At 45.5% G+C, this 26837-nt stretch carries 38 protein-coding genes; 24 read left to right on the top strand and 14 right to left on the bottom strand.

Annotation, left to right across the window (positions count from 1 at the left end):
- Positions 1-108: 108 nt before the first annotated feature.
- From I2I13_RS08520 to I2I13_RS08495, 6 genes are all read left to right on the top strand, one after another.
- Positions 109-555 carry a GNAT family N-acetyltransferase gene (locus tag I2I13_RS08520; RefSeq protein ID WP_195649241.1) on the top strand — a complete coding sequence of 149 codons (447 nt, stop codon included), beginning with the start codon at positions 109-111 and terminating at the stop codon, positions 553-555.
- 84 nt (positions 556-639) lie between these two features.
- Positions 640-1071 (top strand): hypothetical protein, encoded by a 432-nt coding sequence (locus I2I13_RS08515; protein WP_195649240.1) that lies wholly within the window; start codon positions 640-642, stop codon positions 1069-1071.
- A gap of 149 nt (positions 1072-1220) precedes the next feature.
- Complete coding sequence (locus I2I13_RS08510) at positions 1221-1856, top strand: DedA family protein (RefSeq protein WP_195649239.1); 636 nt, start codon at positions 1221-1223, stop codon at positions 1854-1856.
- A 78-nt stretch (positions 1857-1934) separates the two neighbouring features.
- The gene (locus I2I13_RS08505; RefSeq protein WP_004325331.1) at positions 1935-2582 is read left to right on the top strand and encodes a DUF47 domain-containing protein; all 648 of its coding nucleotides are present in this window, start codon (positions 1935-1937) and stop codon (positions 2580-2582) included.
- A 15-nt stretch (positions 2583-2597) separates the two neighbouring features.
- Complete coding sequence (locus tag I2I13_RS08500; protein ID WP_004305685.1) at positions 2598-3614, top strand: inorganic phosphate transporter; 1017 nt, start codon at positions 2598-2600, stop codon at positions 3612-3614.
- Between the two features lie 51 nt (positions 3615-3665).
- Complete coding sequence (locus tag I2I13_RS08495; RefSeq protein WP_195649238.1) at positions 3666-5921, top strand: cation:proton antiporter; 2256 nt, start codon at positions 3666-3668, stop codon at positions 5919-5921.
- A gap of 925 nt (positions 5922-6846) precedes the next feature.
- Here I2I13_RS08495 and I2I13_RS08490 read toward each other — a convergent pair.
- Positions 6847-7059, bottom strand: coding sequence for a hypothetical protein (locus I2I13_RS08490; protein ID WP_007837487.1), 213 nt, complete (start codon positions 7057-7059; stop codon positions 6847-6849).
- A gap of 65 nt (positions 7060-7124) precedes the next feature.
- On the opposite strand from I2I13_RS08490, the gene I2I13_RS08485 reads away from it, so the two are divergent.
- Entirely contained in the window at positions 7125-7709 is a 585-nt protein-coding gene (locus I2I13_RS08485) for a hypothetical protein (RefSeq protein WP_005816332.1), read from the top strand.
- Between the two features lie 15 nt (positions 7710-7724).
- Complete coding sequence (locus tag I2I13_RS08480) at positions 7725-7907, top strand: hypothetical protein (RefSeq protein WP_004319908.1); 183 nt, start codon at positions 7725-7727, stop codon at positions 7905-7907.
- A 607-nt stretch (positions 7908-8514) separates the two neighbouring features.
- Here I2I13_RS08480 and I2I13_RS08475 read toward each other — a convergent pair.
- The gene (locus I2I13_RS08475; RefSeq protein ID WP_005816330.1) at positions 8515-8700 is read right to left on the bottom strand and encodes a hypothetical protein; all 186 of its coding nucleotides are present in this window, start codon (positions 8698-8700) and stop codon (positions 8515-8517) included.
- Positions 8701-8736: 36 nt separating this feature from the next.
- Between I2I13_RS08475 and I2I13_RS08470 the strand changes: the two genes are divergently transcribed.
- On the top strand, positions 8737-9123 hold the full coding sequence (locus I2I13_RS08470; RefSeq protein WP_004319910.1) for a single-stranded DNA-binding protein: 387 nt from the start codon (positions 8737-8739) through the stop codon (positions 9121-9123).
- Between the two features lie 355 nt (positions 9124-9478).
- Here I2I13_RS08470 and I2I13_RS08465 read toward each other — a convergent pair whose 3' ends face one another.
- On the bottom strand, positions 9479-9793 hold the full coding sequence (locus I2I13_RS08465) for a hypothetical protein (protein WP_224204806.1): 315 nt from the start codon (positions 9791-9793) through the stop codon (positions 9479-9481).
- 882 nt (positions 9794-10675) lie between these two features.
- Between I2I13_RS08465 and I2I13_RS08460 the strand changes: the two genes are divergently transcribed.
- The 6 genes from I2I13_RS08460 (at position 10676) to I2I13_RS08435 (ending at position 13513) form a co-directional block, all read left to right on the top strand.
- Positions 10676-11230, top strand: coding sequence for a hypothetical protein (locus I2I13_RS08460; RefSeq protein ID WP_005816324.1), 555 nt, complete (start codon positions 10676-10678; stop codon positions 11228-11230).
- Positions 11218-11469 carry a hypothetical protein gene (locus tag I2I13_RS08455; RefSeq protein ID WP_007837480.1) on the top strand — a complete coding sequence of 84 codons (252 nt, stop codon included), beginning with the start codon at positions 11218-11220 and terminating at the stop codon, positions 11467-11469. The genes I2I13_RS08460 and I2I13_RS08455 overlap by 13 nt, the downstream gene beginning before the upstream one ends.
- Before the next feature lie 47 nt (positions 11470-11516).
- Entirely contained in the window at positions 11517-11873 is a 357-nt protein-coding gene (locus tag I2I13_RS08450) for a helix-turn-helix domain-containing protein (RefSeq protein WP_007837478.1), read from the top strand.
- 53 nt (positions 11874-11926) lie between these two features.
- Positions 11927-12352, top strand: coding sequence for a single-stranded DNA-binding protein (locus I2I13_RS08445; RefSeq protein WP_005816321.1), 426 nt, complete (start codon positions 11927-11929; stop codon positions 12350-12352).
- A 119-nt stretch (positions 12353-12471) separates the two neighbouring features.
- Positions 12472-13227 carry a ParA family protein gene (locus tag I2I13_RS08440; RefSeq protein WP_005816319.1) on the top strand — a complete coding sequence of 252 codons (756 nt, stop codon included), beginning with the start codon at positions 12472-12474 and terminating at the stop codon, positions 13225-13227.
- A 7-nt stretch (positions 13228-13234) separates the two neighbouring features.
- Positions 13235-13513 (top strand): plasmid partition protein ParG, encoded by a 279-nt coding sequence (locus I2I13_RS08435; protein WP_005816317.1) that lies wholly within the window; start codon positions 13235-13237, stop codon positions 13511-13513.
- A gap of 306 nt (positions 13514-13819) precedes the next feature.
- On the opposite strand, the gene I2I13_RS08430 is transcribed toward I2I13_RS08435, so the two are convergent.
- Entirely contained in the window at positions 13820-14071 is a 252-nt protein-coding gene (locus I2I13_RS08430; protein ID WP_225494525.1) for a hypothetical protein, read from the bottom strand.
- Between I2I13_RS08430 and I2I13_RS08425 the strand changes: the two genes are divergently transcribed.
- Together I2I13_RS08425 and I2I13_RS08420 are read left to right on the top strand one after the other, a co-directional pair.
- On the top strand, positions 14065-14631 hold the full coding sequence (locus I2I13_RS08425; protein ID WP_005816315.1) for a hypothetical protein: 567 nt from the start codon (positions 14065-14067) through the stop codon (positions 14629-14631). The two genes, I2I13_RS08430 and I2I13_RS08425, sit on opposite strands and share 7 nt — an antisense overlap.
- Positions 14632-14634: 3 nt before the next feature.
- Entirely contained in the window at positions 14635-15126 is a 492-nt protein-coding gene (locus I2I13_RS08420) for an SLOG family protein (protein ID WP_005816313.1), read from the top strand.
- A 300-nt stretch (positions 15127-15426) separates the two neighbouring features.
- On the opposite strand, the gene I2I13_RS08415 is transcribed toward I2I13_RS08420, so the two are convergent.
- From I2I13_RS08415 to I2I13_RS08370, 10 genes are all read right to left on the bottom strand, one after another.
- Positions 15427-15606 (bottom strand): transcriptional regulator, encoded by a 180-nt coding sequence (locus I2I13_RS08415; protein ID WP_005816310.1) that lies wholly within the window; start codon positions 15604-15606, stop codon positions 15427-15429.
- A gap of 24 nt (positions 15607-15630) precedes the next feature.
- Complete coding sequence (locus tag I2I13_RS08410; protein ID WP_005816304.1) at positions 15631-15867, bottom strand: hypothetical protein; 237 nt, start codon at positions 15865-15867, stop codon at positions 15631-15633.
- A gap of 9 nt (positions 15868-15876) precedes the next feature.
- Positions 15877-16083 (bottom strand): hypothetical protein, encoded by a 207-nt coding sequence (locus I2I13_RS08405; protein WP_005816302.1) that lies wholly within the window; start codon positions 16081-16083, stop codon positions 15877-15879.
- The gene (locus I2I13_RS08400) at positions 16080-16517 is read right to left on the bottom strand and encodes a DUF4186 domain-containing protein (RefSeq protein ID WP_005816300.1); all 438 of its coding nucleotides are present in this window, start codon (positions 16515-16517) and stop codon (positions 16080-16082) included. The genes I2I13_RS08405 and I2I13_RS08400 overlap by 4 nt, the downstream gene beginning before the upstream one ends.
- Positions 16518-16700: 183 nt before the next feature.
- Positions 16701-16946, bottom strand: a complete 246-nt coding sequence (locus I2I13_RS08395) for a hypothetical protein (protein ID WP_005816298.1) — start codon at positions 16944-16946, stop codon at positions 16701-16703.
- A gap of 14 nt (positions 16947-16960) precedes the next feature.
- A complete protein-coding gene (locus tag I2I13_RS08390; protein WP_007837469.1) occupies positions 16961-17536 on the bottom strand; it encodes a DUF6155 family protein in 576 nt (191 codons plus the stop codon).
- Positions 17537-17546: 10 nt separating this feature from the next.
- On the bottom strand, positions 17547-17846 hold the full coding sequence (trxA, locus tag I2I13_RS08385; protein ID WP_005816294.1) for a thioredoxin: 300 nt from the start codon (positions 17844-17846) through the stop codon (positions 17547-17549).
- A 194-nt stretch (positions 17847-18040) separates the two neighbouring features.
- Positions 18041-18577 carry a hypothetical protein gene (locus I2I13_RS08380; RefSeq protein WP_005816292.1) on the bottom strand — a complete coding sequence of 179 codons (537 nt, stop codon included), beginning with the start codon at positions 18575-18577 and terminating at the stop codon, positions 18041-18043.
- A 3-nt stretch (positions 18578-18580) separates the two neighbouring features.
- Entirely contained in the window at positions 18581-19264 is a 684-nt protein-coding gene (locus I2I13_RS08375; protein WP_005816290.1) for a DUF3800 domain-containing protein, read from the bottom strand.
- 16 nt (positions 19265-19280) lie between these two features.
- Positions 19281-19904, bottom strand: a complete 624-nt coding sequence (locus I2I13_RS08370) for a recombinase family protein (RefSeq protein ID WP_005816288.1) — start codon at positions 19902-19904, stop codon at positions 19281-19283.
- Between the two features lie 254 nt (positions 19905-20158).
- Between I2I13_RS08370 and I2I13_RS08365 the strand changes: the two genes are divergently transcribed.
- The 7 genes from I2I13_RS08365 (at position 20159) to I2I13_RS08335 (ending at position 26803) form a co-directional block, all read left to right on the top strand.
- Positions 20159-21271, top strand: a complete 1113-nt coding sequence (locus tag I2I13_RS08365) for a hypothetical protein (protein WP_005816286.1) — start codon at positions 20159-20161, stop codon at positions 21269-21271.
- Between the two features lie 24 nt (positions 21272-21295).
- The gene (locus I2I13_RS08360; protein WP_004319947.1) at positions 21296-21742 is read left to right on the top strand and encodes a hypothetical protein; all 447 of its coding nucleotides are present in this window, start codon (positions 21296-21298) and stop codon (positions 21740-21742) included.
- Positions 21743-21820: 78 nt separating this feature from the next.
- Positions 21821-22234, top strand: a complete 414-nt coding sequence (locus I2I13_RS08355) for a hypothetical protein (protein ID WP_005816283.1) — start codon at positions 21821-21823, stop codon at positions 22232-22234.
- Positions 22224-22718 carry a hypothetical protein gene (locus I2I13_RS08350; RefSeq protein ID WP_005816282.1) on the top strand — a complete coding sequence of 165 codons (495 nt, stop codon included), beginning with the start codon at positions 22224-22226 and terminating at the stop codon, positions 22716-22718. The genes I2I13_RS08355 and I2I13_RS08350 overlap by 11 nt, the downstream gene beginning before the upstream one ends.
- A gap of 79 nt (positions 22719-22797) precedes the next feature.
- A complete protein-coding gene (locus I2I13_RS08345; RefSeq protein WP_005816280.1) occupies positions 22798-23682 on the top strand; it encodes a hypothetical protein in 885 nt (294 codons plus the stop codon).
- Positions 23683-23890: 208 nt separating this feature from the next.
- Positions 23891-25342: a MobV family relaxase gene (mobV, locus tag I2I13_RS08340; RefSeq protein ID WP_005816278.1), complete on the top strand. Its 1452-nt coding sequence runs from the start codon at positions 23891-23893 to the stop codon at positions 25340-25342.
- A 54-nt stretch (positions 25343-25396) separates the two neighbouring features.
- Positions 25397-26803, top strand: coding sequence for an OmpA family protein (locus tag I2I13_RS08335; protein WP_005816276.1), 1407 nt, complete (start codon positions 25397-25399; stop codon positions 26801-26803).
- Positions 26804-26837 lie beyond the last annotated feature (34 nt).

Genomic DNA, 26837 nt, shown 5'->3' with positions numbered 1-26837 from the left:
AATAGCCTACAGCTTTTACAAAAAAAAAGAAAAAGAAATCATATTCCAATGTTATATCCGGGAATTAATAGTAAATTTCCCGGCAAATTAATGATAAAAGCAATCGCCATGATACGCAAATTAGACAAGACCGAATACGACCGGGCTACCTCATTAGCATTAGAGGTATATATACAATGTGGAGCGGAAGACTTCGATGAAGAAGGTTTGAATTCATTCAAAAGTTTTATCTTTAGTGAGCAACTTATGAATGAATTAGTGATTTACGGGGCTTTTGACAATGAAAATCTAGTAGGAATTATGGGAACGAAGAATGAAGGGAAGCATCTATCCCTGTTCTTCATCGGAAAAGAACACCACCGTAAAGGCATCGGCAAACAATTATTCAATTTTGCAATCAAGCATTGCCCGGTAAATGAAATGACGGTTAATTCATCCACATACACTATTCCTTTTTATCAAAGTCTGGGCTTCGATAAAATTGCCGGGAAACAATGTACCAATGGGATAACATATACTCCGATGAAATTTACGATAAGCAACTTCAAAGAATAATTCCCGGTAATCACTGATATAATTGTTAATTATGCTTGTGAATATGTATTTCATATAAAAATAGTTTCTACCTTTGCGGCGGTTATGATGAAGTACATATTTTGTATACTATTAGGCGTATTTCTGTGTTGGGGATTCCATCTGATTTCCGACGAAGCACAAGAGGCATACCGGTTAGAAGCCGGTAGTAACGGCATACAAACCTATTCCAATTCATACACCTCTAAAGCTAGCATTATACAACTGGATCAAGAACAGAAACTAGTCAAGACAAAAGAATACGCCGGAAAGCAAAATTACAATAACGATAACGGCGTTTTAAATCCATTTTCCTTCCGCCACCTCTCTCCCTTAAAAATACTAAGATTCAATATTCCTTCTGTCACTATCCGCATGCTAAGCTCGCTAAAGATTCAACTTCCTCAAAATCAATGGACAGGTTTTTCATATTATACCAATCTTTTTAAATATTCCGATAGATATCATATCTATTCATTAGGACACATACTCATTTAGCCATTTTATATCTTTTTTCGGCATAGGACAATTCAAGTCTTTTATGCCCCACTTTCTGTTTGCATCCACCATTTGAGTGAAAAGAAAATTCACTATGGTCTGGAAGCCTATAACATTCTTTCATTACAATAATAACCAAAGTATATAAAATGGACTTTTTATTGGATTTTATACTTCATATCGATCAATATATGGTGATGATTGTGCGTGATTATCATGCCTGGACATACGCCATCTTGTTTTTTATCATCTTCTGTGAAACCGGATTAGTGGTCACTCCTTTTCTTCCCGGTGATTCTTTACTCTTCGTTGCAGGAGCCATTTCAGCATTACCCGATATGCCCATCAGCGTGCATATACTTGTCATTATCTTATTTGCCGCTGCCGTATTAGGCGATTCCTGCAATTACATGATAGGACATTTCTTCGGTCGAAAGCTGTTTAATAATCCCAACTCCAGGATATTCAAACAAAGTTATCTGGAGAAAACACACGAGTTCTATAAAAAGTATGGTGGGAAAACAATTATTCTAGCCAGATTTGTCCCGATAGTACGCACGTTTGCACCTTTCGTAGCAGGAATGGGAAAGATGAATTACTACTATTTTATGATGTATAATTTAGTTGGTGGTGCGCTCTGGATTGCCGTATTCTGTTATGCTGGTTATTTCTTCGGCGACCTTCCGTTTGTGCAGGAAAACCTGAAGTTACTGATTGTAGCCATCATATTTATCTCTGTATTGCCTGCCATTATAGAGGTAGTACGTGCCAAACTAAAATCTTAAAAACAGCAAACTATAATCTGTATTCATTTGTTACTAATATAAATAGAGAAGAAAAAACAATTTAAAGTTTTTACACTTATGAAAAATTCTTTTTTTAGCCGGTTTACTCCAAAGGAGCCCAAATTTTTCCCTTTACTGAAACAGCTATCAGAAGTGCTCTGCGAAGCATCAGTTGTTTTAATAGAAAGCTTGCAACATGACTCACCTACAGAACGTTCGGACTACTACAAAAAAATCAAAGATCTGGAACGGGAAGGCGACAGACTGACACACCTGATTTTTGATGAATTAGGTACTACCTTTATCACTCCTTTCGACCGCGAAGATATTCATGACTTAGCTTCCTGCATGGATGACGTCATCGACGGAATAAACAGTTGTGCCAAACGAATCTCTATTTACAATCCCCGTCCTATTTCAGAGAATGGCAAAGAGTTGAGCCGTTTGATTCAGGAGGAAGCGATCTATATATGCAAAGCCATGGACGAACTCGAAACATTCCGTAAGAAACCGACTCTTCTCCGTGAATATTGTTCCAAACTGCATGAAATCGAGAACCAGGCGGATGATGTATACGAATTCTTTATCACCAAACTTTTCGAAGAGGAAAAAGATTGCATTGAACTTATCAAAATAAAGGAGATCATGCATGAACTGGAAAAAACGACCGATGCCGCAGAGCATGTAGGCAAGATTCTCAAAAATCTGATTGTAAAGTACGCATAAAGCAAGCCGGAACACATGGAATTATTAGTGACTATCATCATTCTGGCTCTGATATTCGATTATATCAACGGCTTTCACGATGCAGCAAACTCAATAGCTACCATCGTATCTACCAGGGTGCTTACTCCCTTTCAAGCTGTAATATGGGCTGCTTTCTTCAACTTCGTAGCCTTTTTCATTGCCAAATATATAATAGGTGGATTCGGTATCGCCAATACAGTATCCAAGACTGTGGTAGAGCAATATATCACCCTGCCCATTATATTAGCAGGAGTTATAGCGGCTATCACTTGGAACCTGGTTACCTGGTGGAAAGGGATTCCGTCTTCTTCCTCACACACCCTTATCGGAGGTTTTGCAGGAGCTGCCATTATGGCAAACGGATTTGAAGCAATTCAGCTTAACATCATTCTTAAAATTGCAGCCTTTATCTTTCTGGCTCCTTTTATCGGAATGGTCATTGCTTTCGGTTTCACCCTGTTTGTCCTCTACATCTGCCGACGCGCACATCCCCACACAGCCGAGCAATGGTTCAAGAGGTTACAACTCGTATCCTCCGCCCTCTTCAGCGTCGGACATGGCTTGAACGATTCACAGAAAGTAATGGGTATTATTGCCGCTGCCATGATAGCCGGCCATTCAATGGGATTGGGCATGGGCATCAACAGTATCAATGACCTTCCCGACTGGGTTGCTTTTTCGTGCTTCACAGCAATTTCACTCGGTACGATGTCCGGTGGCTGGAAGATAGTGAAAACAATGGGAACAAAAATTACCAAAGTAACCCCACTGGAAGGAGTGATTGCCGAAACAGCAGGTGCTTTCACTCTCTACATTACGGAAATGTTGAAAATCCCCGTTAGTACCACACATACTATCACAGGAGCGATTATTGGAGTAGGTGCAACTAAACGCCTCTCTGCCGTTCGTTGGGGAGTAACCAAAAGCCTCATGACTGCCTGGATTCTTACAATTCCAGTCAGTGGACTCTTAGCTGCAGCTATTTATTATATTGTTTCCATCTTTTTATAGATGGAAACATATTATCTATCAGGAATGTTATAATAAATAAACCCACACCTAATGTCACACTTGCCAACTTTGATTGCCGACCTTGCGCTGATATTAATATCGGCCAGTATCATAACCTTGTTGTTCAAATGGCTAAAACAGCCTTTAGTCTTAGGTTACATTATTGCCGGATTGCTGGCAGGTCCTTATATTAATATTTTCCCTACAGTGGGAGATATTGAGAATATCAATATATGGGCAGAAATAGGTGTTATATTCCTGCTCTTTGCACTCGGACTGGAGTTTAGCTTTAAGAAGCTCATGAATGTAGGTTCCACAGCTTTTATTACGGCTATCACCGAAGTAATCAGCATGTTACTCATTGGGTATTTGGTGGGACAATTATTAGGATGGGGCACCATGAATTCCATTTTCCTGGGGGGAATGTTGTCTATGTCATCCACTACAATCATTATCAAAGCCTTCAATGATCTGGAATTGCGTAACCAACGTTTTACCGGTATCGTATTCGGTACTCTGGTAGTGGAAGACCTGATTGCTATCTTAATGATGGTGCTTCTTTCCACAATGGCAGTGAGTCAGGACTTTGTAGGTGAAGATTTACTGATAAGTGTGCTCAAGGTCGTTTTCTTTTTAATCCTGTGGTTTCTCATAGGTATCTTCGTTATTCCGGCTTTTCTCAAAAAAGCAAAGAAGTTGATGAATAACGAGACTCTTCTGATTGTTTCTCTCGGTCTTTGTCTGGGAATGGTAGTATTGGCTACTTATACAGGGTTTTCAACAGCACTGGGAGCATTTATCATGGGATCTATCCTTGCCGAAACCATCGAGGCCGAACACATCGAACATATCATACAACCGGTAAAAGACCTCTTCGGAGCTATCTTTTTCGTTTCGGTCGGTATGCTGGTGAATCCGGCTGTATTGGTAGAATACGCCTGGCCTGTCATCATCATTACACTGGTTACCATTATCGGCAAAGCCATTTTCTCTTCGTTTGGCGTACTCTTATCCGGAGAACCACTGAATACTTCCATCAAATCCGGATTCAGTCTGGCACAAATCGGAGAGTTTGCTTTCATCATTGCCGGACTGGGTGTTTCGCTCAAAGTGCTTGATCCGTTTATTTCACCTATCATTGTGGCTGTATCTGTTATCACCACTTTCACGACTCCTTACTTTATCCGTTTAGCCAATCCTTTTGCCGAATGGTTTTACAAAATATTGCCTACTAAAGTACAGGAGACATTAGATCGTTATGCTTCCGGCAAGAAGACCATGAACCACGATAGTGACTGGAAGAAATTACTAAAAAACATGATTGGGAGAGTTGTTATCTATAGCGTACTGCTCACTGCTATTTGGCTGCTGTCGATACAAATCATTTATCCCGCCATCAGCGAAATGTTTGCTCCTGTCACTGTATGGATCAACCTGGTGATGTGTCTGGGTACTCTTCTACTTATGACTCCTTTTTTATGGGCGCTCATCTCCAACAAATACAACTCTTCGGAATTATTCCTAAAGCTATGGAGAGACGAGAATTACAATCACGGACGCCTGGTTTCCCTGGTTCTGGGACGTGTATCTGTTGCTCTTTTCTTTATCACTAGTGTAGTCATCAGCTACTTTAAACTAAACTGGGGAATAAGTGTGATTATTGCCATAGCCGTGGTAGCATTGATTCTTATTCTTAGGGAAGACCTCACGCAATATTCACGATTGGAAACAAGATTCCTTTCCAATCTTAACCGACGGGAAGAGGTAGCTAAAAAACGGCACCCGCTAAAAACAAGTTTCAATAGCGAATTCAATGATAAAGACCTTGATTTGACATCTATCCTCGTATCGCCTTATTCCGATTACATCGGCAAGTCTTTAGGAGAACTTTCATTCAGGCAAAATTTTGGAGTAAATGTCGTCGCAATCACTCGTGGCGATCTGAACATATATATACCGAAAAGCTCTGAACACATCTATCCGCAGGATAAATTGACAGTAGTTGGTACAGATACGCAATTACAGGAATTCAGAAATAGAATAGAAGATGTAAAAAACACATCAGATATGGATGCAGTGGATAAAAAGATAACTCTCCACTCTTTCACGGTAGGCGAAGAATTCCGCTTTTTAAATCAGACCATCGCTCAGTCTCATTTAGGAGAGAAGCATGACAGTATTGTTGTAGCTATTGAACGAAATGACGAACTGATTCCCCTGGATAAAGACACAACTTTCCAATTAGGAGATCTCGTTTGGATTGTGGGCAACCGGGAAAAGATTAGAAAAATACTGTACTTAACGTAATTGGTATCTAAGCCAGAATGGAATACATCTGCCTTACTTATCTAACATTCTATTTACAAAGTGGGGACGCATGAATGGCTTACTTGGTCCTACTGTTGATTTAGCACTGCGCGTTTGTAATTTATTCTGCGAATCAAATACGGCAAACTCCTCATAAGACATTTGTTTACCCAAACTTCTTTCCATTATTTTATCATATATCGCTTTACGGGAAGGAGTATTAAAAGATAAGCTACATTTTCATTACCAGAAAATTTATTCGACAAATCTCCCTAAAAAAAACGTACAGACTTTTTTTTGAACTTTCCGATATAGAATAATAGTCATTCAAAAATAAAAAGGGTTGAAAGTCATAGACTTTCAACCCTTTTCTATTATTTCAATCGTCTTATTCAGCGATTTTATTTCACTTCCTCAAATATAAAGTATACTGATAATCAGTTAGTTACTGTTATCAAGATACAAATGATATGCAAATGTAAGTATAAAACCATATAGAAAAAGTACAAATGGACATTACTTTGTATGATAACATCCTTTTCTACAGATTAAGGGTTAACACAATGTTATACTACTGATATTCAGCATATTGAAGCTGTTCTTCCTTGCATTCAACAAAGAGTGTTAAATTATATTAAATCCTACAGGGCAATTATGATTCGTGCAAAGATAATATTTTGCAGTCAAAGGAAGAAAGACTTCTTGAACCACTTCTATGGTTCTATACTTCTGTTTCTGACGTAAGCTGACCCGTACGGTTTTCGGGTTTTAGACGGACATATATACAGTTTACTTTAGGTTAGCATATATATAAGAGCTAACCAAGGTAAACTAAAGTGTTTTTGTCCTGTAGATACTGCACTTTGTGGACTCTTTTCTCCTTTGACTGCAAAAACCTCTTATAGCCTTATCTCCACCTATAACGTCACTTCACACTGCTGTACCATGCAGTCTGCCATGTACCACCCCATCGGGCTTTGATAAGAATTGTGTTGCAAAGGTACCTGTCATGGCGTTCATCCTGCAAGGTCGGTGCCTGTGGTTTGTCCGTGAAATCTCCACGCTCTGATTGTGGCAGAGGTAGTATTTGACGGCAAAACCTTGCATTGATGAGCCATAACACCTTTTGGGGCAACATAATTCTTTAATCAATCCCGATGGTAGTTGGTTCTACATAAGGGAAGAAAATAAAAATTTTATCTTATGGCTAACATTTGCGACACTCAGTACAAGGTGACAGGCTCACGCAAAGCCGTGGCAGACCTTTGGAACACACTCCAAGAGTTGGAGGTGAACAGTAATAATGTGTATCTGTATCTCTTGGCAGAACACTATGGCATTGACTACGAGAAGAAAGGCATCTCGGTGAGAGGACACATCTATTGGGCAGAGTATGAGGAGAACGTGGAAGACGATTATGCCCTCTTGTCCTTTGACACCGAAAGTGCTTGGTCTTCATGCGACTTGTTCTTTGAGGAGGTGAACAAGGCACTTGGCGATGAACTTTCAATCAGTTGGCGAGAGGTTGAGCCAGGTTGCGACATCTTCTATACGCACGATGAGAACGACTTCTTCCCCGAAGAGTGCTACGTCACTGCATACGGAGAACTCTTTGAGGATTGTGAGGGTGCTTACTCCACCTTTGGTGATGCTATCAAGTTGTGGTGTGAGAAGACTGGTGTCTCACAGGACGGAAGAAGCGAACAGAAGATGATTGACTTCATCAATGAATACGAGTATGAGGCAGAGGACACGAATTTCTGCATCAATCCAATCACATTCGGCTAACAAGGAGGAACGGATATGGCAACGATAGACATGGAGCAGTTGGACGGCGTTGTAGGGTGTTTCTGCACCTTGCTTTATCCCCGAAGAGGTCAGACAGAGGGAACGATTGTCGAGGACTTGGGTTGTGAGGTCATTGTCCAGCTCATCAACGGCAAGGAAGTGACGGAGTACAAGGATGATGTTGTCATCTGTGAATAATCAGGAGAGAGTCTGTTGGCTATGTGGCTTGCAGACTCTTTCTTCCTTTGACTGCAAAAACTCTTTTAGGACAATCCTCCAATGAGGTTATGGCTGTTGTAACTGAAATACCTTGGGAGCAAGTTGTGCGGTTTGCTCACTTGCTCCAGTCCTGTTATAGAAGCGATGCTTCGACACCTGTATAGCGATACGTCGCCAAAGTCCCTTCGCCGTTTTAAGCGTCTCTGTACCTTGTTATAGGAATGGTCATTTCGCCTTTTGGTTTTACTCGTCTGTCTTTTGCGACTCTTCCTTGTCGGACACAGAACTTGGTCTTAGCATGATGACAGTGCTATCGCCAATCCTCTGATGTCTGTCCTCTTTTGGCTTGATGCCTCTATTGCTAAGCTGACCCTTAGGCTTGTCGTTCATCGTGCATCAGTGTTCATGCTCCTCACTCTTCTGATGATACAGCTGTAAGGTCGGATTTCCCGCTTCGTTTCTCCAGGCATACAGCCATAGCAGTGCCCCTGTCTGTTGCATACGGATTGCCTCCTTGCTTACAACCTTTGTTCCATTGTTTGGCCCCGTCTTTTTCTGAATTGAGCTATTTGAAAGCCACTTATTTTTACCATGCAAAGGTAGCGTGATGCTGCGAAGGACTTCCTCCTTCTTGTGTGGCCGCTATCGCTGTGACCAATAAAATAGTGCGTAATCTTCCTTTTTCTCCCTTACCGCCAACGACAAAAAGAGTATTGCGAACGATTTTCATGGTGCTTCCCACATGGTGCCACATCCCTGCTTTTGAATGCATGTAAAAATTAAGTTTCACTTTTAAATTCAATTCAAAATGAAAAAGATCGAGAACAACTTCACAGTTTCAGGTTTCGTAGGTAAGGATGCAGAAATCCGTCAGTTCGCAAACGCCAGCGTAGCACGCTTCTCATTGGCAGTAGGCCGTCAGGAGAAGAACGGCGAGGAAACCAACCGCGTATCGGCTTTCATGAATATGGAGGCATGGCGCAAGAACGAGCACACCGAATCATTCGACAAGCTCACCAAGGGCACGTTGCTCACCGTCGAGGGTTTCTTCAAGCCAGAGGAGTGGACAGACAAGGATGGCGTGAAGCACTCCAGAATCATCATGGTTGCAACCAAGTTCTACGAGTGTCCCGACAAGGAGGAGACTCCTGCGGAAGAGCCGGCCAAGCCAGCAACCAAGAAAGGCAAGAAATAGCCTTTCCTCTCCATAACAAGGCGACCTTCGGGTCGCTTTTGTTTTGCTCAGGGACATCAATCTGCTGTTATAGCGTGTGATAATCTTCTCTAATAACAACCATGTGCATTTATTAACCATAACGGCAACGCCGTCTTCCTTTATTCTAACCACTTCGTCCCTCACCATTTGCGAAACGTCACCAAGATGGTTGGCATACAGATATTCCCGGCTGATGGCGACAAAGTCGCTATTAGCCAAGAAAGACAGTATGCCAAGGTCTGAACGCGAGAGGACTGCCATCTATGCCACAAGATGCCGAAGCCGAGGCTTCTGATAATTGTGTCCTTTACTGGCTATCCACTCGCCTTGATATTCAGACCGTCAATCTTGCGACAGCTTCACTACCCACCCACACCTGCTTTACTATTCTTCTTCTCTTTGACTGCAAAATATTTTCTGTTATAAGCGGTGGTTTCGTCCAAGTGCGTTGTATCGCTTCGCCCCACACCTTCAGAACGGCATTACTGTACGGACACCGCACGAATCCCATGTGACAGGCAGCCAACAATGTCACTATCAGAAACTGACACTTCTGATAACTGCCTTTATTGCTGTCTGGCTGTCCCATTATCGGGCTTCGGCAATGTCCGTGTAATGCCATTCTGCCCACCCATACCACCTTTACCACTAATCAACTGTTTTACAATTTCTCTTCTGCTATACAAGAGGCAGTTCTTGTCCACTCAGGCATATTGAATGTGGCAGACATGTCTGCTACGTCCAATCTGCCTCAGTGTCCTGCGGCAAGGACAAGGCACATTTGTCATGCTGACAGGAGTGCCCGATTTGTCCGTTGCGCAACTGTCTCTTCTTGCCTGATATACGTTACTATCTACTTCTAAATTATACTGCTTTGCCCCACGCCTTTGCGAAGCGTTACATGGTCTGTCGTCATACAGACATCCTTGGCTGATGGCAACACGTTGCTATTAGCCAAAGCTGACAGTATGCCGAAGTACCGACGCGAGAGAATTGTCTGTCCGTGCTACAAGCTATCAAGGCTGAAGCTTTGATGACTTGCATCCCGGTCAGCCAACACACTCGCTTTATGTCGGTACAGCAGACCTGCAAACACTTCACTGCCCACCCTTACTGTTTCAATCTTTCTTCTTACCTCTTTATATATAACACATCATTCCTCTTGCAGCCAATATCAATAATCTTCTTCCAATCAGCGCAGTGGTAGGCATATTTCCTGCAAAGTTAGCCGCGTCTGAGACAATCGTCAAATTCTGCTTGAGGTCTTGTGACTGTGAACAATCTTCCTTTTCCTCGGAAAAGAGTATTCTTCACACATAATTTGTCTTTATGTCTTTTCTTGCGGCTTGTGGGAGCAGAAAATATCCCTCCACAGGCTGAAAGGTCTCGAAAGGAGGGAAGAGAAAGAAACGGTTAAGCGAACGCAGAGGGAATTTATTCACTATGCTGAGCGTAAGTTTCTTCAACGTAGTTAAACAAGTCCAGCGACATGGGCGACAAACTTATTTGTATCACTAAAAATAGAAAGGCAATGAAGATTATCATCCTGCATGATGCTGACGCACGCATCGAGTATCTTGACGTAGCCGACCACCTTCTCGGCTCAGACATCGAGGAGTTCCTCACCAGACAGGGCTTCTCAGTGAACAACATCACATGGCTTGTCACATCGGCAGACCATATCCCAGTGGTTTACCACAAGTATGACATCGACTGCAAGACCGGCGAGGCAACCCACACCAAACGAGAGGCAGAACTGCAAGACCTCACTATCCACGGACAACTCCAGGCATTGCAGCACCGGGAGCAGGACGAGCTGAAAGCGGCTCTTCGCAAGTACGGCACGGAGGTGGACGGAGGCTTTGAGGTGCATTTCGAGGGAGAGCAGCCCATCGTGGCAGGTTATCTCTTTGACGAGCCTCGTGACATCGTCATAGACGCAGCACGTTTGGATGCCGACGGAAACTTGTCGCTTCTTGGAGAGGACAAGGAAGTGAGGGATGGACAATACGACATAGAGCCAAGCGACATATTTGGCGGTCAGTTGGACTATGTCACGTCGAGTATAGGTGCATGGATGAAGTAGGAGCATGTATGACCCAGTGCATCGTATATGACGAGACGACCAAGGAGAGCGAGACCTTTTGCTCATTGACCGCAGCCAAGAAGTGGATGCGAGAGCGCATCAAACAGAAGCATGAGGTAAGCGGACAGAAGTACAGAGTCTATTCCGACGGAGAGTTTGTTAATTGCGGCTCTATCAGTCTCACAGGCAGCAACAAGTCTTTTGTCGCCAATACAAGGCAGACGAAGAAAGGATATTAATAACAAGGTAACGGCAAGCCTAACCAACTTGCCACACATATATTGATATGGAAAAGCAAATATTGAGTTTTAATGACTTGCCATCAGCATTGTCATTAGTAATAAACAAGCTGGAGATTTTAGAAGAAAAGTTTTCCACACTAATGACTCAAATTCAGCCCGATAAGGGATTGGAATGGCTTAGTGTTTCCGAATTGAGTGAGTATCTCCCTACCCATCCAGTTGAACACACAATCTATTGTTGGACAAGCAATAAACAAATACCATTCCATAAGAAGGGGAAACGTATCATGTTCCTCAAATCTGAAATTGATGAGTGGATGCAAGATAACAAGAGTAGGTCACGAGCAGAAATTATGAATGAAGCAATAGCTTATGTTCAATCAACAAGAAAAGTCATTTAAATAACAAGGTAACGGCAAGTCTAACCAACTTGCCACTATAACATTTTCACATTATGATTTACACTCACACTATCGGACGCATCGGAGCAAAGGATTGCCGCGTCATCACAGGTACACACGGAACATTCATGGCTGTTGACATCGCAGTGGACGACTACAGTAAGGGCAAGCAAATCACCACTTGGGTAAGGGTGAAGAGCAGCAAGGAGAACCATATCCGTTTGGCTGAATACCTCACCAAGGGTCGTATGGTGCTTGTGGAAGGCACACTGACTTCTTCCATTTGGACAGACCGCAACGGAGAGAACCACATACAGCATAGCATCATAGCTGACTCCATCGCCTTTGTCAATGCAGGGAAGAAGGATGCAACCGACACACCTGCAACAAAGGCACGCAAGGCAGCCAAGGCAGAGGGCGAGGCTCCCGTACCGCCAGCCGATGCACCGCAGGACAAGAGCGAAGACCTTCCCTTCTGAGGGTAGTATCAACTGAGAGTAGTACGTACTAATCGTAGTAAATCCGCTTTTACTATGGTTAGTATGTACTATCAGTAGTAGAATAGTAAAGTAGTATTCACTAATAGTAGTATCATGTTATGACACAGATAATTGCAGTATTAAATCACAAGGGTGGTGTAGGGAAAAGTACGACCGCAGTAAGCCTTGCGGCAGCTCTGCAACTGAGTAAGAAGAACGTCTTGGCTATTGACATGGATGGACAAGCCAACCTCACGGAAGCCTTGGGATTGTCCATCGAGGAAGAACAGACAGTCTATGGCGCAATGTGTGGACAGTACACCTTGCCGTTGGTCAAGTTGCACAACGGCATCACCGTCTCACCCTCATGCCTTGACCTGTCTGCGGCTGAGTTAGAGCTTATCAGCGAGCCGGGACGGGAGCTTATCTTGAAGGGACTTATCACCAAAGCCATCGCCAAAGAGCATTTCGACTACATCATCATCGACTGTCCACCGTCATTGGGCTTGCTGACCTTGAATGCCCTCACCGCAGCCGACTACATCATCATCCCTGTTCAAGCGCAATACCTTGCCATGAGAGGTATGGCAAAGTTGATGGACATCATCCGCATCGTTCAGGAGCGGCTCAACTCCAACCTTAAAGTGGGCGGCATCGTCATCACCCAGTTCGATCGCCGCAAGACGTTGAACCGAAGCGTGAGGGAAATCGTCAATGACAGTTTTCACGAGAAGGTTTTCAAGACCGTCATCCGTGATAATGTGGCTTTGGCAGAAGCACCCATCAACGGCAAGACTATCTTTGAGTATAATCCCAAATCCAATGGTGCCAGTGATTATATGTCTTTGGCAAAAGAAGTGTTAAACTTAAAATAGCATAGCCATGAGCAAGAGCAGTATGTTGAAAGAGGGAATGAAAGGCGGTCTCAACGGACTCCTTTCTTCCACAAAGAAGCCGAGTAAGGAGCAGATAGTCACAGAAACTACACCAGCACCACCTGTGTCTGTTTCTGAGACTACCGAAGTGCCGGTGCATTGCAATTTCCTTATCAACAAGAGCATCCACACGAGGATGAAGTACCTCGCCATCAAGAAAGGGATGTCCTTGCGTGATATTGTCAATGAGGCAATGACAGAATACCTAAAGCGGCATGACACATGAGTGCCGCGCGGTATCATCGCCGAACAGACGATGATACCGCTATCTCTTCTATAAACAGACTTTACTATCCGTAGTATGGTAGTAAAAACTATTCGACTATTATACTATTCGTAGTCGATACTACTTTTAGAAAATACTATCCAACTCATTTTTAGGGCAATAGTTTTCTCTGCTTGTAGGACTGTCTCCATGCTGATAAAAGGCAATGTCGTTCCCTATTACAAGATTTTCTCTTTTTCCCTCATATCAACTATCGTCCTTCCCCATATACAGCTTCGCCCCACGCCATCCCGCCCGTTTCCTCTTTTACATAACAGATTTCTTTTCGCCTGCCTTGCCGCTGCGGATATTGTTTTGCAAAGGTAATGCTGGCGATTGTTCAAACACCAAATCGTCCATTGCATTTGACCGAAAAATCTTCCTCTGCGTGCAGAGCGTATTTTTCGCTCCCGATTTGGCTTTTTGATCGCCATCACTCTTGGAAAGCAAAAAATATCCCTTGGGCAGGCAGGAAAAGCCTCCGAAATAAGGGAAGAAAAAACATAAGAGCAATGGCACACAAGAATGACTATCAAATCCAAAAGCAGTTAGACAAGCCTCAGACTTGGTTCTGCAAATACTATCCCGCACGCATCCGCAATGTGGGTGAGAAGGAGATTGCCGACAGACAATTAGTGTTTGACTTCAAGGACGGAAGAGCCTACGAGGAAGTGGCGCAGCGCACCGCAGAGAATATGCTGACACTCTACGGCAAGGGTTGCGTGAACATCGTCTTCGCCCCCGTTCCAGCATCCACAAGCGAGAGCAACGAACTCCGCTACAAGGCTTTCTGCCACAGGGTGTGTGAATTGACAGGAGCGGAAAACGGCTACGAGCACGTGAGGGTATGCGGAGAGCGTAAGACCATCCACGATAACCGCAAGAACGAGGATGAAGTCCGCAAGGCGAATGTCGTTGAGTTTGATGAGCCGTTCTTCGACAACAAAATGGTGTTGGTCTTTGACGATGTGATAACCAAGGGTCTCAGCTATGCCAAGTATGCCAACCAACTCGAAAGGCTCGGGGCATGTGTTATTGGCGGTATGTTCCTCGCACGCACACATTATAAAGTAAGGTAAAGTATGACAAAGTACGACAAGGCAGTGTCCGTATGCTTCAGCGGACACCGCAGCGTACCTTTCGCCAAGCGGAGGGAGTTGAAGCAATGTCTCAAATCGGAGATAGCCAAGGCGTATGCCGACGGCTACCGGTATTTCTATTGTGGCATGGCAATGGGATTTGACCTGCTGGCGGCAGAAGCCGCCCTTTCGTTGCAATGCGAGTTGAAGGACTTGCAGGTGATAGCCGTTGTGCCGTTCCGTGGTCAGTCTGACCGGTGGAGCAAGGAAGAGCAAGCCAAGTATGATGCCATCCTGCGCATCGTGGATGACGTGGTCGTATTGAGCGAGCAATACTACAATGGCTGCCTTCTGAGGCGCAACGACTATATGGTCAACCGCAGTTCACGTCTCATAGCCTACTTCGATGGCAATCCCAAGGGCGGCACGTTCTACACCGTCAGAGAAGCCAAGAGGCAGGGATTGGACATAGTGAATCTTCATAATAGTGTATAACCCATAAAACAGAAAATGCTTATGGACGATATTGTTGCAATCATCGTTTGCTACTTCGTGTTCGGAGCTTTGGGCAATGTGCTCAGAGCTTTGTTCGGCGGAGAGAGACGAAACGACTTCCGCCGTGACCGCTAAGCGTCTTTAAACCAAGATACGCTGACAGCCATACGTCTGCACCTTACCCCAAAAAGATGCAGCGGATAATTGTGTCCGTAGGCAAGGATATTCAGATTCCTCACCTTAACATTTTGATAAAAATAAAGATACTGCTGCCTATATTTCAAGACAGCAGTATAAACCTTACTCTGCAGGTGCCCATTTGCAACGCACAGGAGAGACGATTGCACCCTCTGCTTTCAGCTGCTTCATGGCTGCATCTACCTCTTTGCGGTCGAGACCGCTGAGTTCTGCGATTTTACCTGCGTTGAGAGGCTGACCAGCCTCTTTCATTGTTGCCAATACTTTTTCTTTTGCGTCCATTGTTTTGATGATTTGATGTTTTGTTTATAATCTTGTTATTAACTCTTGTATTTTGTCTTCCCTTATAATCTTCGGTTGTGCCTTACCTGCCAGAACGAGAATTTTCTTCCCGTTTCTGTAGATGTGCAGCTGTCTGCTTCGTACCACTGCTGTCAAGGTCTCATCATCCTGCATGGCTTGCCATATAGGATAATACACACCTTCTGGTTCAAACAACTTCTTCTGAAGGTGTGAGCACATGTTGGTTGTATCTATTGTCATATCGTTACGTCATATCATTAACATGATTCTGCCAGCTTCTTTTGTGAACATTTCAGGGAAACGGCAGATTGTTGCATACACCTGCTTGCTTGTCACAGGCTGACCGTCCTTTCTCAGGTGCAGCCTATGACGATTGATGGCATCGGCAATCTGGTCGGTTGTCATGCCGCCATTTCGCTTTACCATCACATATACTATGGCTTCTTCTATCTTCATCCTTTATTCATCTGTTTTTCAATCCATGCCATCAATACGGCAACAGCATATTCCTGTTCTTCCTTGGTCAGTGCCCTGCCTGCTGAGATGTGATGCCACTTGAAGAAGCATCCCCGGCAACAACAGCCAGTGGCATGTTGAGCCAGGAAAACAGGATGCCCACGCATGGGAGTCTGCTTGCCGTCGTTCGGTATGACAGCCGGAGCAAGTCTTTTTGCCACAAAGTCCTCTGCGTGTTTTCGTATCGTCGGCAATCCCTTTTCCATTACATACTCCCTGTCTTGCTTGGACAGATGGAACCGGCTGCGAAAATCAGACTTTGCCAATCTCTCAAAGAGATTCGTCAGGTCATACTCTTTCTTATCACCAGGAACGCTTTCTTGCGGCTCTTCCTCTTGGAACAACGATGGATATATGTATTTCTGTGACATCATTATCTGTTGCTTCTGATTTCTAATGTTATATCCATATATGACCGCTTGCCGTCTATATAGTCTGCATAGAGTATTTCTTCGCTTCTGCCTTTCAGAATATGGCACTTACCGCACAGCTCACAGTTGTGCAGACATCTCCATTCATTCAGAACGTAATCCAAACGTTCCTCTCGTGTAGATGATTCAATAGAGGGTGTGCTCATAATCAGTGTCTCCCACAGCGTGGTCAATCAGTGCCTGAAACTCTTCTTCCGTATAGTCTTCTTCCCAACCATACGTTACGTCCTTTATGCCCAAAGTAAACCCTAATGCCTCAGAATAGGATATGCCAATTTCAGCTGCAAGGTCTCTTGCCGCTTGAAAAATCTGCTCTTCTTTGCTTAAGGGCAGTTGTTTCGCTTTCTTATGTTTTTTCTTTGGTTTCCCCATTTGAGTATATTCGTTTAATAATCAGCGTTGATGGGCATCTTGAAATTCCTGTATTTCTTTCGGAGTTCCTCATTTTGCGCCTTCATTTCCTCATACATATCATTCAGTGCGTCAGGAAATCCCCATCCACAAGGGCTTGCCCAACGAAGGCATTGCTTGATTCGGGAATCATACTTGTCCCAAAGGTCATAAAGCACGATGTGGCGCAATGTCTTGTCGAAATTACTCTCAACAGAATCATAGAATTGCTCCCACATGTCTCCATAGTCATAAGTGAACTGACAGGCATTCTCCATATAGAACACCATCAATTCTGCGACTGAATCTTCCGAAGGCTTCAGTTTCTTGAAGTCGGACAATGCCTTGCGGCACACTGAGAAGCGTGTCTTTGGCTCTCTGTTTCTGCTCGGATAGAACTCTTCCCGTATGATGTGCTTATACTCTTCCAGCTTCTGGCCCTCATTCGGCTCTGCATAGAAGTCAAGATATTCCTTTGCCTCTTTCCGTGCAGAATAAAGTTCCAATACCATTTTTATTATTTCACTCTTGTCCATGGACATGAGGACAGACTTTAATTTAGATTTTGACATTTCTGCTCTTTTATCTTAAAAACGGGTCAATCGTTGCCAGCAACTCTGATTTCTGCATCACACCGCTCGTCCTCCACAACACTTCGCCGCGTCTGAACAGCATCAATGTGGGCACAGACTGTATGCCATACTGACTTGCAGTCACCCCATACTTGTCCACATCTACCTTGATGATGCGGATTCTGTCACCCAACACTTCCTTCACCTGCTCAAGGATGGGGTGCATCATCTTGCATGGCTGGCACCAGGTGGCGAAGAAATCGACCAAGACAAGTTGGTCACTTGATATAACGTCTTTGAATGTTTCCATTACGATTTTCTGTAAAATTATGCTATTTTCTTTCCTGTTATCTTACAATACTGCCCTGCAAATGTTAAAATCGAGAAGAATTCAATGAAAAACCTTCGTTATTTCAAAGAATATTCGTACCTTTGCAGCGCTCATCTATAGATAGAAGGAGTTTCGAGACCCGGTTGCCTTTGATGCAATTCGGGTCTTGCGTTTTATAGTGGTGTCTGCAATCTCTTTTTCATCTTCTTTTCCAAAGCCTTTAGTCCATACTCTTTGTTAAGATGGTATGCTGTCAACAGATAGAATCCGTTGCTACGTTGTTGTTCCAAGACAATAACATACTTTTCCACTTTATCATAGATGTATGTTTTCTTGACCTTACGCTTTTTGCCGTCCCTCTCTTCTATGGTAAATACATCCAGATTGTCTGGTGTCAATTCTCTCACATGGTGATTTATCCAATGAAGCCTTTGTGAACGAGCCATCTCGAATACTCGCTTTGGATAAGTCGTACCGTCTTCGTTCTCAACCATGATTTCTTCACAGGTAAGATGCTTGAACAATCTTGCCATGTCAATCTCGCCATCTGTCTTTATAGGATAGATGCGCCACCCTCTGAATGAGAATTGACAGTTATCTTCTATATCACGCTTGAATATTGCATGAAGATCATGCTCTCTTTCTCGTTCACTGAGATATGCCAGTTCCAGCAGCTCAGGGTATTTCTTGATAATATTCAAACTGCTCATTGGCTATTTCAGTGCGATAAAAAACAAATTAAACTTCTTTCTAAATTTGGGAGTTGTGGTGTTGAGACTGATATTACTGTGTTTTTTTATCTTTTCAATCAGCTTCATTTTGGCTCTCACCCTTCCTTCAACTTCTCCCTTTTCATATCTAAGGTTGTAGTTGATGGCTCCCATTAGAACATCTGCCAATTGGATGAAGACACTTTCGTGTGAACGTATAAACTGAAACCTGCCAATGGAAGAGTTGTATTCCATTATTTTTCTGAGCCTCTCCAGCTTATCGCTACTGCATGTGTCCTTGATATCCATATATATGTTATATGTATAATCCATGTCCATCTTGTGATGCAGCAATTGGTAGTACATGCGAAAGTAGAAATCATTAAACGTATAGTCTTCTCGTTTCTCGTCAATCTGACTCTTGTCAACAACCACAGCCCTAAATTCCATGTCATTCATAAAGAACCAGTCTATAAGCTCTGCATAGACTTTATACGTGGCCTCGTGGACATTTGTCCATTTCAGCTCATCACTATAGCCGTGCTTCTTCTTAATATCTTTTATGGCATCTTTTGCCATGCGGATTTGTGTGTATGCTATACTTGTACATCCCAAAAGCATGTAGGGATGACCGTCATGCACCATGTGGGTGCTTTCATCACAGTAGATGTTGAATGTCTTATTCATTGTATCTGTTTTTTGTTTATTCTTTATTCCTTTTCTTCAGCGGTCCACTATGAGGTCCACGGTTCAGCGTCACACCATGCTTGTTGAGTATGCGGAACACGGAACTTCGGCTTGTGAAGCCGCTGATGGCAAAGATGTCATCTATGCTGTGCCCCTCGTTGTACATGTTCACGATATTCTTCTCACGCTCCAGTTTCGACAGTGCCCTTTCCGACTTCTTGGGCGGCCGGATATTCTGTTGCAGATGGATGATGTGTGCCGATGCCTTGCGCAGCACGGCACACTCCTCAGAGAGTGACCCGAACATACGGATGACCTGTGAGGGCTTGGTGTCGGGGAAAAGTTCGTCAAACGTATCGATGCGGTCTTGGATGGAGATGATGCGAACCACCTTCACACGGCAGTATTCTATGAATGTAGCCAGTTCACGGGTGCCACGCAGTGCGTTACTGAACCTCGACACCACCAGCTCGTCGCCGCGCTCCAGACTCGATATGAGCTGCTTCCACATCGGGCGCAGCCTCTCGTGTTCGGACAGTTCCTCTATCACCTGAACACAGCCGTATTGCTGCATCCAAGCCTTGTCTTCTGCATACTCTTCGCCATTGGTGGCGATAAAGATGTAACCTACTTTTGCCATACTGTTGTACGCTATTAAATGAAATCAAGTGCAAAGGTACACTATTTTTCCGAGAAACAATCATACTTGAACGAAAAATCATACTTAAACACGATAATTTGCCATTTTCTTTTCACTTGATTTCATTGAAAATCATACTCGCAAGTATGATACACAAATAAGATTAAACTTACTGTCATTCTTGCAAATATATCGCTGAAACGCATTAACTTTGCACCGTCAATTTCAAAATCAGACTCAAAATAATGACAACAATGAAATATGAAACCCAACTTTTCGGAGGACAAACCAACCTCCATTGCATGAAGCAAATATTGCATAATGCAAAATCAAACTCGCATGGCTGTATCAGACTTGCCATTTGTATTGCCACTGCGTTTGCCGTAGTCATGCTGACAGCATGTTCAGACGGAAACGGCACGAAGTCGTTCCATTCGAGCGATGAAGCCATCAGAGAGTATCATGGCTTTCTGACCACTCTTCGACAGAACGGCAAGGTCTCAATTCAGACATTAGTTAAGATTGTCAACGAATGGCGCGTGTTGGACGATTCCGTGACATCGTGCATCTCACGTGACACTGTCAGGAAAGCCCACTCATACCCGTTCACGGTATATCATGAGTTGAACGACTCCATCCACATCGAGCTGTGCCGTATGGCGATGTCTAAGCAACGCACCTTTCACGACCTGCTCTATCTCAGAGAACAGACCTCTTCCCATGTTGGTGATGAGGAACTACAGCAAGCCGTGAAGGAAGCACAGCCATTCTTCGCTTCCTTGGATAGCCTGCCTATATATAATAAAGGTGGTAAACAGGCGGTACTGAAGCGTTACCTGCTGTTCCTGCAAAAATCCGCCAAGCAAGGCATTCACGGCAAGGAAGACCTGCTCGCTTTCATCAAGGAAGAGCATTTGTATTTCAAATCCTTCCTGCAATACCTGCCGGATTTTGCTGACGATGACATCGGTGACATCAGACGAAACACCGAACACTGCTGTCGGGAGATACTCCGTGCCGCCGACCGCAAGGATTTGTCCCACAAGGATGCAATGATATACCTCTCCATGCGCACCAACCACCGTCTGCTGCGCAACGCACAAGCGGCTATCGAGGATCTGAATAGTGGCAGGGTAAAGGACGAGCACACCATGCACGCCTACCTCCTGATGATGATGCAGCCGTTCATGACGATGGATGACCTTTCCGTGAGCGTGCTCTCCGACAAGGACAAGGCAGACCTCTACAAAATAGCCGATGCGCTCCCCAAGGAGATGGACGGTCTGGCCAAGAAACTGCACCTCGACAAGCAACGCCTGTCGGATATGCCCATGCTCATGATGAAGATTTATGTCACAAGATTATAAACACCCCAAACAGAGAATACGATTATGTTAGAACAGTTTTGCGATGATTTCCTTGCCGTCGTGCCTTTGCAGTTGCCAGAACTGCTGGACAAGCGCAAGATGGAGAAGCCTGTCAAGTATGACGATTACGTGCTTCTTACTTTCCAGTTGAACACCCCTTTCACGATAGAGGAGGTGATGGATATGCTCGAAGACGAGATGGAAATGATAATCCTCTATCACCACATTCCAAGCCGTCATACGGAGTTCGGACACAGCTGCTGTGCCTATTCCAACCCTTCTTTCGGACGGATGTTCAAGGTCAACGGCTCCACAGATGAGCGTGGCATGGTCAGCCAGATAAAAGTGACCATCTATGACTCGCTGGAGCACATGTCGGCAGATGTATGCCTCGACCTCAGTCTGCATTGCAAGAACGGGTTCTTCAAATACATGAAGCCCAAGGAGGAAGTCCTGCTCGACTTCATTTGAAAGTTACATTTGCCAGATGACAGTCCTGTTCTACCGCAACAACGCTCCATTCTGTTGTCCACAACAAAGGCCAAAGTCATGCCACAAGCTCCCGACCATCTGATGAAGGAAACGCTTTACATGAAGATTATCCATCTTCTCGACCGTCACCGCACATGGCTGGAGATTGAGAGCATCGCCACTGTCCGCAACCACACGATAGTCAGGAACGGCAGAATGACCGACATCCTCAGCCGTGTGCTTGTGGTCAAGGCCATCCACCATCATTTCCCCTACACGAGAGGGCAAGTGTGGCAGATAGCCGAGTACGACTTGGAACAGGCTATCAAGAGCCTTCGGACAACCGACGGAGCTTTCCGTCAGAGAATAATCAAGGGAGAACTGACACTGGAGGATGTGGAGCGTATCATATCCACTGCCACACACGGTGTCGTCCAGCCCGACCTGAGTCCACTTCCATTATTCACATGCTATACATATTATGACAAGTAAGATACTGTTTCTCATCCTGATGTCAGCGTTCTTCTTTGTGACGATGATTCTGCACAGAAGCCGCAGACAGTTTATGACACGGTTCTATCTGCGCATGACCGCGCTTGTGACAGCAAGGAAGCTCTACCGGTTGATGCTGCTCATCCTGCTGTACGTGTTCCACTTCCTCTACCTCTGTGTACACTATAACGACATAGGCGTAGTGGCTTCCACCATAGCGTTTGCCATATTCTTTGTCTTTATGGATGTGGAGAGGTGGCTACAGCGTCTGCACGAGGAGCGGACACCCTTCTGCATCGCCGCGTTGGCGGCAGTGGTGTTTGTCTTCACTCCTCATCTGTTCACGCTTGCTGTCACCATCTCCTTTGTCCTTCTGGCATCACTGTTCTATCCCTCGCGCATAGTCATATCGCTGTGGAAGAACAAGGCTGACCGCAAGATGCTCCTCGAAGACACAGAAATGCTCATCATATACTACTATTAAGTATCACCTGTATCATGCCGTTCCTTTTGTATAATGGAGCTGGCGACAAACAACAGTATTCACCAAACAGATTATTGAAATGAAGAAACAGAAACATAGAACGAGTTCCGGCAAGATGTCTGAACGGATGTCCCTGTTGGAGTTCTTGAAAGAGAGGTCCGGGATAAGGCTGTCGAAGCTCGAAGCCTACCTTGACCTTGTAGACAAGGCTTCTGTACAGTACATCCCCAAGGATCTGTGCAAGCAGGAGTTCAGCCTGTCCAACGGGCAGTTTGTAATCACCATTACCGAACTGGCAGGATGCTGGCATTGGCACCGCGCCACTGTCCGCACCTTCATCGAGCAGTTGGAGAAGATGAACCAGATTTCCGTCACCCGTCTCACGAAGAGCCAAATCATCACCATCCCGATGTTGGCTGAGACACCTGCCGTTTCTCCGATTGACGCAGCCTTGGATGTGTTCCGCCAGAAGATGTGTACCGCATTGGACGAATGGCGAAGCGGCAAGATGTCCGCATCGGCTTGCGCCTCGGAATGTGAACAACTCTACGAAGATGCAACAGAGGAAGTAGCCATTATCTTGCAGAAAGCCGACAATGGCAATTCAATTGGCAAGGTGCCATGCGGAAGAAACATTCCCGAATCTGTAGGACACGCCTTTTGTATGACTGCACTCACAGCTGTCTGCGAAGCCACCTTCCATCAGGTGCTTTCGCAGGAAACAGATAACGCCCTCGTTACCTCCCTTCTTCCCTTCTTTTACAAAGACCTGGGAGGAGACTGGCTCTCATTCATCGAGGCGGCAAAGGCAATATCAGAATTGGCATTGGATGGCAGCTCACCAGCCTTGCATCAGGAAAGCGCAGCCATCAAGTCACAGTTTCAGTCACTCTGCCGACCGTTCCTTGCCATTGTAGCCAACCAAGAGGGCTCCTGTCCATCAAAAGGCTGTATTAACCTCTAATAATCACCGTACAACGCTTCTTCTTTTCTACTGGCACAGTGTTTACACGTCTGCCATTGCTGTAAAATAATCGGGCTTGCCCGTTGGTCGGAAATGAGGGAATTTGGGTAGCCTAATACCCCTCTTGGTCTCCGACCATCGGGAGGCTGTCCTTACAAGCAGCAAGCTGGAGACAGGAGAGTTGTACACACATAAAAGGAAATAGGTTATGGCAACACCAAAACAGGTTATGGATTTCCGACCATCTAAGGGAATCACCACAGCACAGAGCAACGAGCACCAACGCCGTTGGACGGAAAAGGGTTGGGGATCCGCTGAATCAACAGGCAACTACGACCGCAGCCGTGAGCGGCTCAACTTCGAGGTTCGGGGCGGCAAGGTTTGTCCTATAGACAAGAGCCGAAGCATCCCGGAGCGCATGGCAGACATCCTGCGGAGCCGTGGAATCAAAGACCCCAACGAGGGACTGGCAGAGCCACGCTTCCGCACAGTGGTCAATTTCATCTTCGGAGGCTCACGAGAACGTATGACAGAATTGGCATTCGGTGACCAGAAGGTGAATCTCACTCACGGAGCGGACAATTCGCATCTAACCCGATGCAAGGACATTGAGGAATGGGCAAAGGATGTTTACCGCTTTGTTGCGGACAAATACGGTGAGGAGAACATCGTCGCTTTCATCTTACACTTGGACGAAACCAATCCGCACGTTCACTGCACCCTCTTGCCAATCAAGGACGGCAAGTTTGCATACAAACAGATATTCGCCGGAAAGGACAAGTACGAGTTTTCTGCCAGGATGAAAGCCCTGCACAGCGAATTTGCCGATGTCAACAAGCGTTGGGGCATGGAGCGCGGAACTTCCGTCTCAGAGACGGGAGCACGCCACCGCACCACCGAAGAATACCGCCGCCAGCTGTCAGAACAGTGCACCACCATTGAGCAGTCCGTCGCCACCCATCAGCGGACACTCGCCTCGCTCCAATCGGACATCCGTCTGGCAGAGCGGAGAGTAAAAGGACTCACCTCAATGGTCAACAACCTCTTGCAGGAGAAGGCTGAGAAGGAGGCGGCACTTGCTGAATTGCATCGGCAGATTCTTGCAGGTCACGACAATCCTGATGCTCTCCGTCAGCAAGTCCAAGAGCTGGAGCAGGAACTGTCCGCTATCCAGTCGAAACTGGACGACAAGCAGGAGAAGCTCTCAGAGGCTGACCGCAAGCTCGATGCCCTGCGTGAGGAGATGACCGCCATGAAGGAGCGCACGGAGGAGTTGCGGCAGGAGGCACACAGATATTCCGATACTATCCGACAAGGTGCGGACACCGTTCTCAGAAATGCCCTTCTCGAAAACATGGTCAGCGAGTTCTCCGAACGTGTGGCACGGCTTTCCAATGAGGGCAAGGACGTGTTTGACGGTTCCCTGCTTCAGGCCTTTGCGGAGAATGGAACGGAGGTGATGTACTGTGCCACGCTTCTATTCCTCGGCTACGTCGATGATGCCACCACCTTTGCCGAAGGTCATGGCGGTGGCGGCAGTTCGTCCGACCTCAAATGGGGACGTGACGATGACGAGGATGAACGCGCTTGGGCACGCCGTTGCATGATGAAAGCTGCACGCATGATGCGCCCCTCTTCCGGCAAAAGGAAGAAACGATAAGCGGCACTGTCACGTATCACCTGTTATAGTATTCACCAGATTAAATTGAACAACATGAGAAAAATACTTATTCTATCCCTTGGCTTCGCCCTTTCATTGGGTGCGCAAGCCAAAGACTATCACCGCACGGCGGACACCACCACCGTTGTATGCAGACTTTCGGCAGACGGTATGCTTCGTCCGCTTAAACCTTCCTACATGAAAGGGGCATTGGTAGCTTCGCCATGGACGGACAACTGGTTTGTCCAAGCGGCAGGAGGAACTACGGTCTTCCTCGGCAAACCGCTCGGATGCAACGACCTATTCGGTCGCATGAAACCGGCATTCTCCGTGTCGATCGGCAAATGGTTCACACCTTCCGTCGGCGGTCGTCTGAACTATGGCGGTATGCAGTTCAACGACTGCAACAACTCCTCGCAGGACTACCAGTACCTGCGTGCTGATTTCATGTGGAATGTCCTCGGCAACCTCTACAAGGACGATGTACACACTCTTGCCAGATGGAGTGTCATTCCATACGTGGGCGTGGGTATGCTGCACAACAAGGTGAATGCCCACAAGCCCTTTGCCATTTCCTACGGCATACAGGGGCAGTATCATCTCTCCCCACGCATTGCTGTTACGGCAGAGATAGGCAACATGACCACCATGCAGGATTTTGACGGCTATGGCAAGGCACACCGCCTTGGCGACCATCTGCTGTCCGCATCCCTCGGCCTCTCTGTCCGCATCGGCAAGACTGGCTGGAAGCGAGTGATAGACGCTCGCCCGTACATCGCACAGAACGAATGGCTTTCGGCATACGCCTCATCCCTTTCTGACAGCAACAGCCGCTATCACGCCCAGCACGATCGAGATTGTCAGACTCTGGAGCAGCTGCGCAAGATTCTTGCCATCGAGGGACTTCTGGACAAGTACGGCCACCTCTTTTCTGACGATGCCGCTTCTTCCGTCACAAATGGCTATCCTCGAAACGACTACAGCGGTCTCAACTCGCTGCGTGCAAGAATGAGAGACAAGTATGGTAATGGTCAAAAGACAAAGGTCATGGAGTCCGCCTCTTGTACAGAAGAATATGGCAATGCTGAAGGTGAGCCGGAAGACGATTACCTATCGCTCATCCACTCAGGAAAGGCTTGCATAGGTGCGCCCATCTATTTCTTCTTTGAACTTGGCACTGACAGGTTGCTCAACAGGTCACAGCTCGTCAATCTCGACGAAGTAGCACGCATCGCCAAGAAATATGGCTTGAAAGTTAAGGTCATCGGCGCTGCCGACAGTGCCACAGGCAGTGAAGCCATCAATGATAACCTCAGCCGTTCCCGTGCCAGATTCATTGCAGAGGAACTGATGAAACGTGGTATGGAAAATGGCACCATCTCTCAGATTTTCGATGGCGGCATTGACGATTACTCGCCCAATGAGGCGAACCGCCATACCAGAATCCTGCTGTATCTATAGCCAGACATACAGCTCCGAACAAGAGCACTAAAAC

Source organism: Bacteroides sp. D55t1_190419_B8 (genome assembly GCF_015558905.1).
GTDB lineage: Bacteria > Bacteroidota > Bacteroidia > Bacteroidales > Bacteroidaceae > Bacteroides > Bacteroides vicugnae.
Note: the sequence above shows the minus strand (reverse complement) of the source record. Positions and strands in the feature narration are given on the sequence as shown.

Coding starts and splice junctions, on each gene's coding strand:
- I2I13_RS08520 (WP_195649241.1), top strand. CDS start 109: ATGATACGCAAATTAGACAAGACCGAATACGACCGGGCTACCTCATTA.
- I2I13_RS08515 (WP_195649240.1), top strand. CDS start 640: ATGATGAAGTACATATTTTGTATACTATTAGGCGTATTTCTGTGTTGG.
- I2I13_RS08510 (WP_195649239.1), top strand. CDS start 1,221: ATGGACTTTTTATTGGATTTTATACTTCATATCGATCAATATATGGTG.
- I2I13_RS08505 (WP_004325331.1), top strand. CDS start 1,935: ATGAAAAATTCTTTTTTTAGCCGGTTTACTCCAAAGGAGCCCAAATTT.
- I2I13_RS08500 (WP_004305685.1), top strand. CDS start 2,598: ATGGAATTATTAGTGACTATCATCATTCTGGCTCTGATATTCGATTAT.
- I2I13_RS08495 (WP_195649238.1), top strand. CDS start 3,666: ATGTCACACTTGCCAACTTTGATTGCCGACCTTGCGCTGATATTAATA.
- I2I13_RS08490 (WP_007837487.1), bottom strand. CDS start 7,059: ATGTTGCCCCAAAAGGTGTTATGGCTCATCAATGCAAGGTTTTGCCGT.
- I2I13_RS08485 (WP_005816332.1), top strand. CDS start 7,125: ATGGCTAACATTTGCGACACTCAGTACAAGGTGACAGGCTCACGCAAA.
- I2I13_RS08480 (WP_004319908.1), top strand. CDS start 7,725: ATGGCAACGATAGACATGGAGCAGTTGGACGGCGTTGTAGGGTGTTTC.
- I2I13_RS08475 (WP_005816330.1), bottom strand. CDS start 8,700: ATGCATTCAAAAGCAGGGATGTGGCACCATGTGGGAAGCACCATGAAA.
- I2I13_RS08470 (WP_004319910.1), top strand. CDS start 8,737: ATGAAAAAGATCGAGAACAACTTCACAGTTTCAGGTTTCGTAGGTAAG.
- I2I13_RS08460 (WP_005816324.1), top strand. CDS start 10,676: ATGAAGATTATCATCCTGCATGATGCTGACGCACGCATCGAGTATCTT.
- I2I13_RS08455 (WP_007837480.1), top strand. CDS start 11,218: ATGGATGAAGTAGGAGCATGTATGACCCAGTGCATCGTATATGACGAG.
- I2I13_RS08450 (WP_007837478.1), top strand. CDS start 11,517: ATGGAAAAGCAAATATTGAGTTTTAATGACTTGCCATCAGCATTGTCA.
- I2I13_RS08445 (WP_005816321.1), top strand. CDS start 11,927: ATGATTTACACTCACACTATCGGACGCATCGGAGCAAAGGATTGCCGC.
- I2I13_RS08440 (WP_005816319.1), top strand. CDS start 12,472: ATGACACAGATAATTGCAGTATTAAATCACAAGGGTGGTGTAGGGAAA.
- I2I13_RS08435 (WP_005816317.1), top strand. CDS start 13,235: ATGAGCAAGAGCAGTATGTTGAAAGAGGGAATGAAAGGCGGTCTCAAC.
- I2I13_RS08425 (WP_005816315.1), top strand. CDS start 14,065: ATGGCACACAAGAATGACTATCAAATCCAAAAGCAGTTAGACAAGCCT.
- I2I13_RS08420 (WP_005816313.1), top strand. CDS start 14,635: ATGACAAAGTACGACAAGGCAGTGTCCGTATGCTTCAGCGGACACCGC.
- I2I13_RS08415 (WP_005816310.1), bottom strand. CDS start 15,606: ATGGACGCAAAAGAAAAAGTATTGGCAACAATGAAAGAGGCTGGTCAG.
- I2I13_RS08410 (WP_005816304.1), bottom strand. CDS start 15,867: ATGACAATAGATACAACCAACATGTGCTCACACCTTCAGAAGAAGTTG.
- I2I13_RS08405 (WP_005816302.1), bottom strand. CDS start 16,083: ATGAAGATAGAAGAAGCCATAGTATATGTGATGGTAAAGCGAAATGGC.
- I2I13_RS08400 (WP_005816300.1), bottom strand. CDS start 16,517: ATGATGTCACAGAAATACATATATCCATCGTTGTTCCAAGAGGAAGAG.
- I2I13_RS08395 (WP_005816298.1), bottom strand. CDS start 16,946: ATGGGGAAACCAAAGAAAAAACATAAGAAAGCGAAACAACTGCCCTTA.
- I2I13_RS08390 (WP_007837469.1), bottom strand. CDS start 17,536: ATGTCAAAATCTAAATTAAAGTCTGTCCTCATGTCCATGGACAAGAGT.
- trxA (WP_005816294.1), bottom strand. CDS start 17,846: ATGGAAACATTCAAAGACGTTATATCAAGTGACCAACTTGTCTTGGTC.
- I2I13_RS08380 (WP_005816292.1), bottom strand. CDS start 18,577: ATGAGCAGTTTGAATATTATCAAGAAATACCCTGAGCTGCTGGAACTG.
- I2I13_RS08375 (WP_005816290.1), bottom strand. CDS start 19,264: ATGAATAAGACATTCAACATCTACTGTGATGAAAGCACCCACATGGTG.
- I2I13_RS08370 (WP_005816288.1), bottom strand. CDS start 19,904: ATGGCAAAAGTAGGTTACATCTTTATCGCCACCAATGGCGAAGAGTAT.
- I2I13_RS08365 (WP_005816286.1), top strand. CDS start 20,159: ATGAAATATGAAACCCAACTTTTCGGAGGACAAACCAACCTCCATTGC.
- I2I13_RS08360 (WP_004319947.1), top strand. CDS start 21,296: ATGTTAGAACAGTTTTGCGATGATTTCCTTGCCGTCGTGCCTTTGCAG.
- I2I13_RS08355 (WP_005816283.1), top strand. CDS start 21,821: ATGCCACAAGCTCCCGACCATCTGATGAAGGAAACGCTTTACATGAAG.
- I2I13_RS08350 (WP_005816282.1), top strand. CDS start 22,224: ATGACAAGTAAGATACTGTTTCTCATCCTGATGTCAGCGTTCTTCTTT.
- I2I13_RS08345 (WP_005816280.1), top strand. CDS start 22,798: ATGAAGAAACAGAAACATAGAACGAGTTCCGGCAAGATGTCTGAACGG.
- mobV (WP_005816278.1), top strand. CDS start 23,891: ATGGCAACACCAAAACAGGTTATGGATTTCCGACCATCTAAGGGAATC.
- I2I13_RS08335 (WP_005816276.1), top strand. CDS start 25,397: ATGAGAAAAATACTTATTCTATCCCTTGGCTTCGCCCTTTCATTGGGT.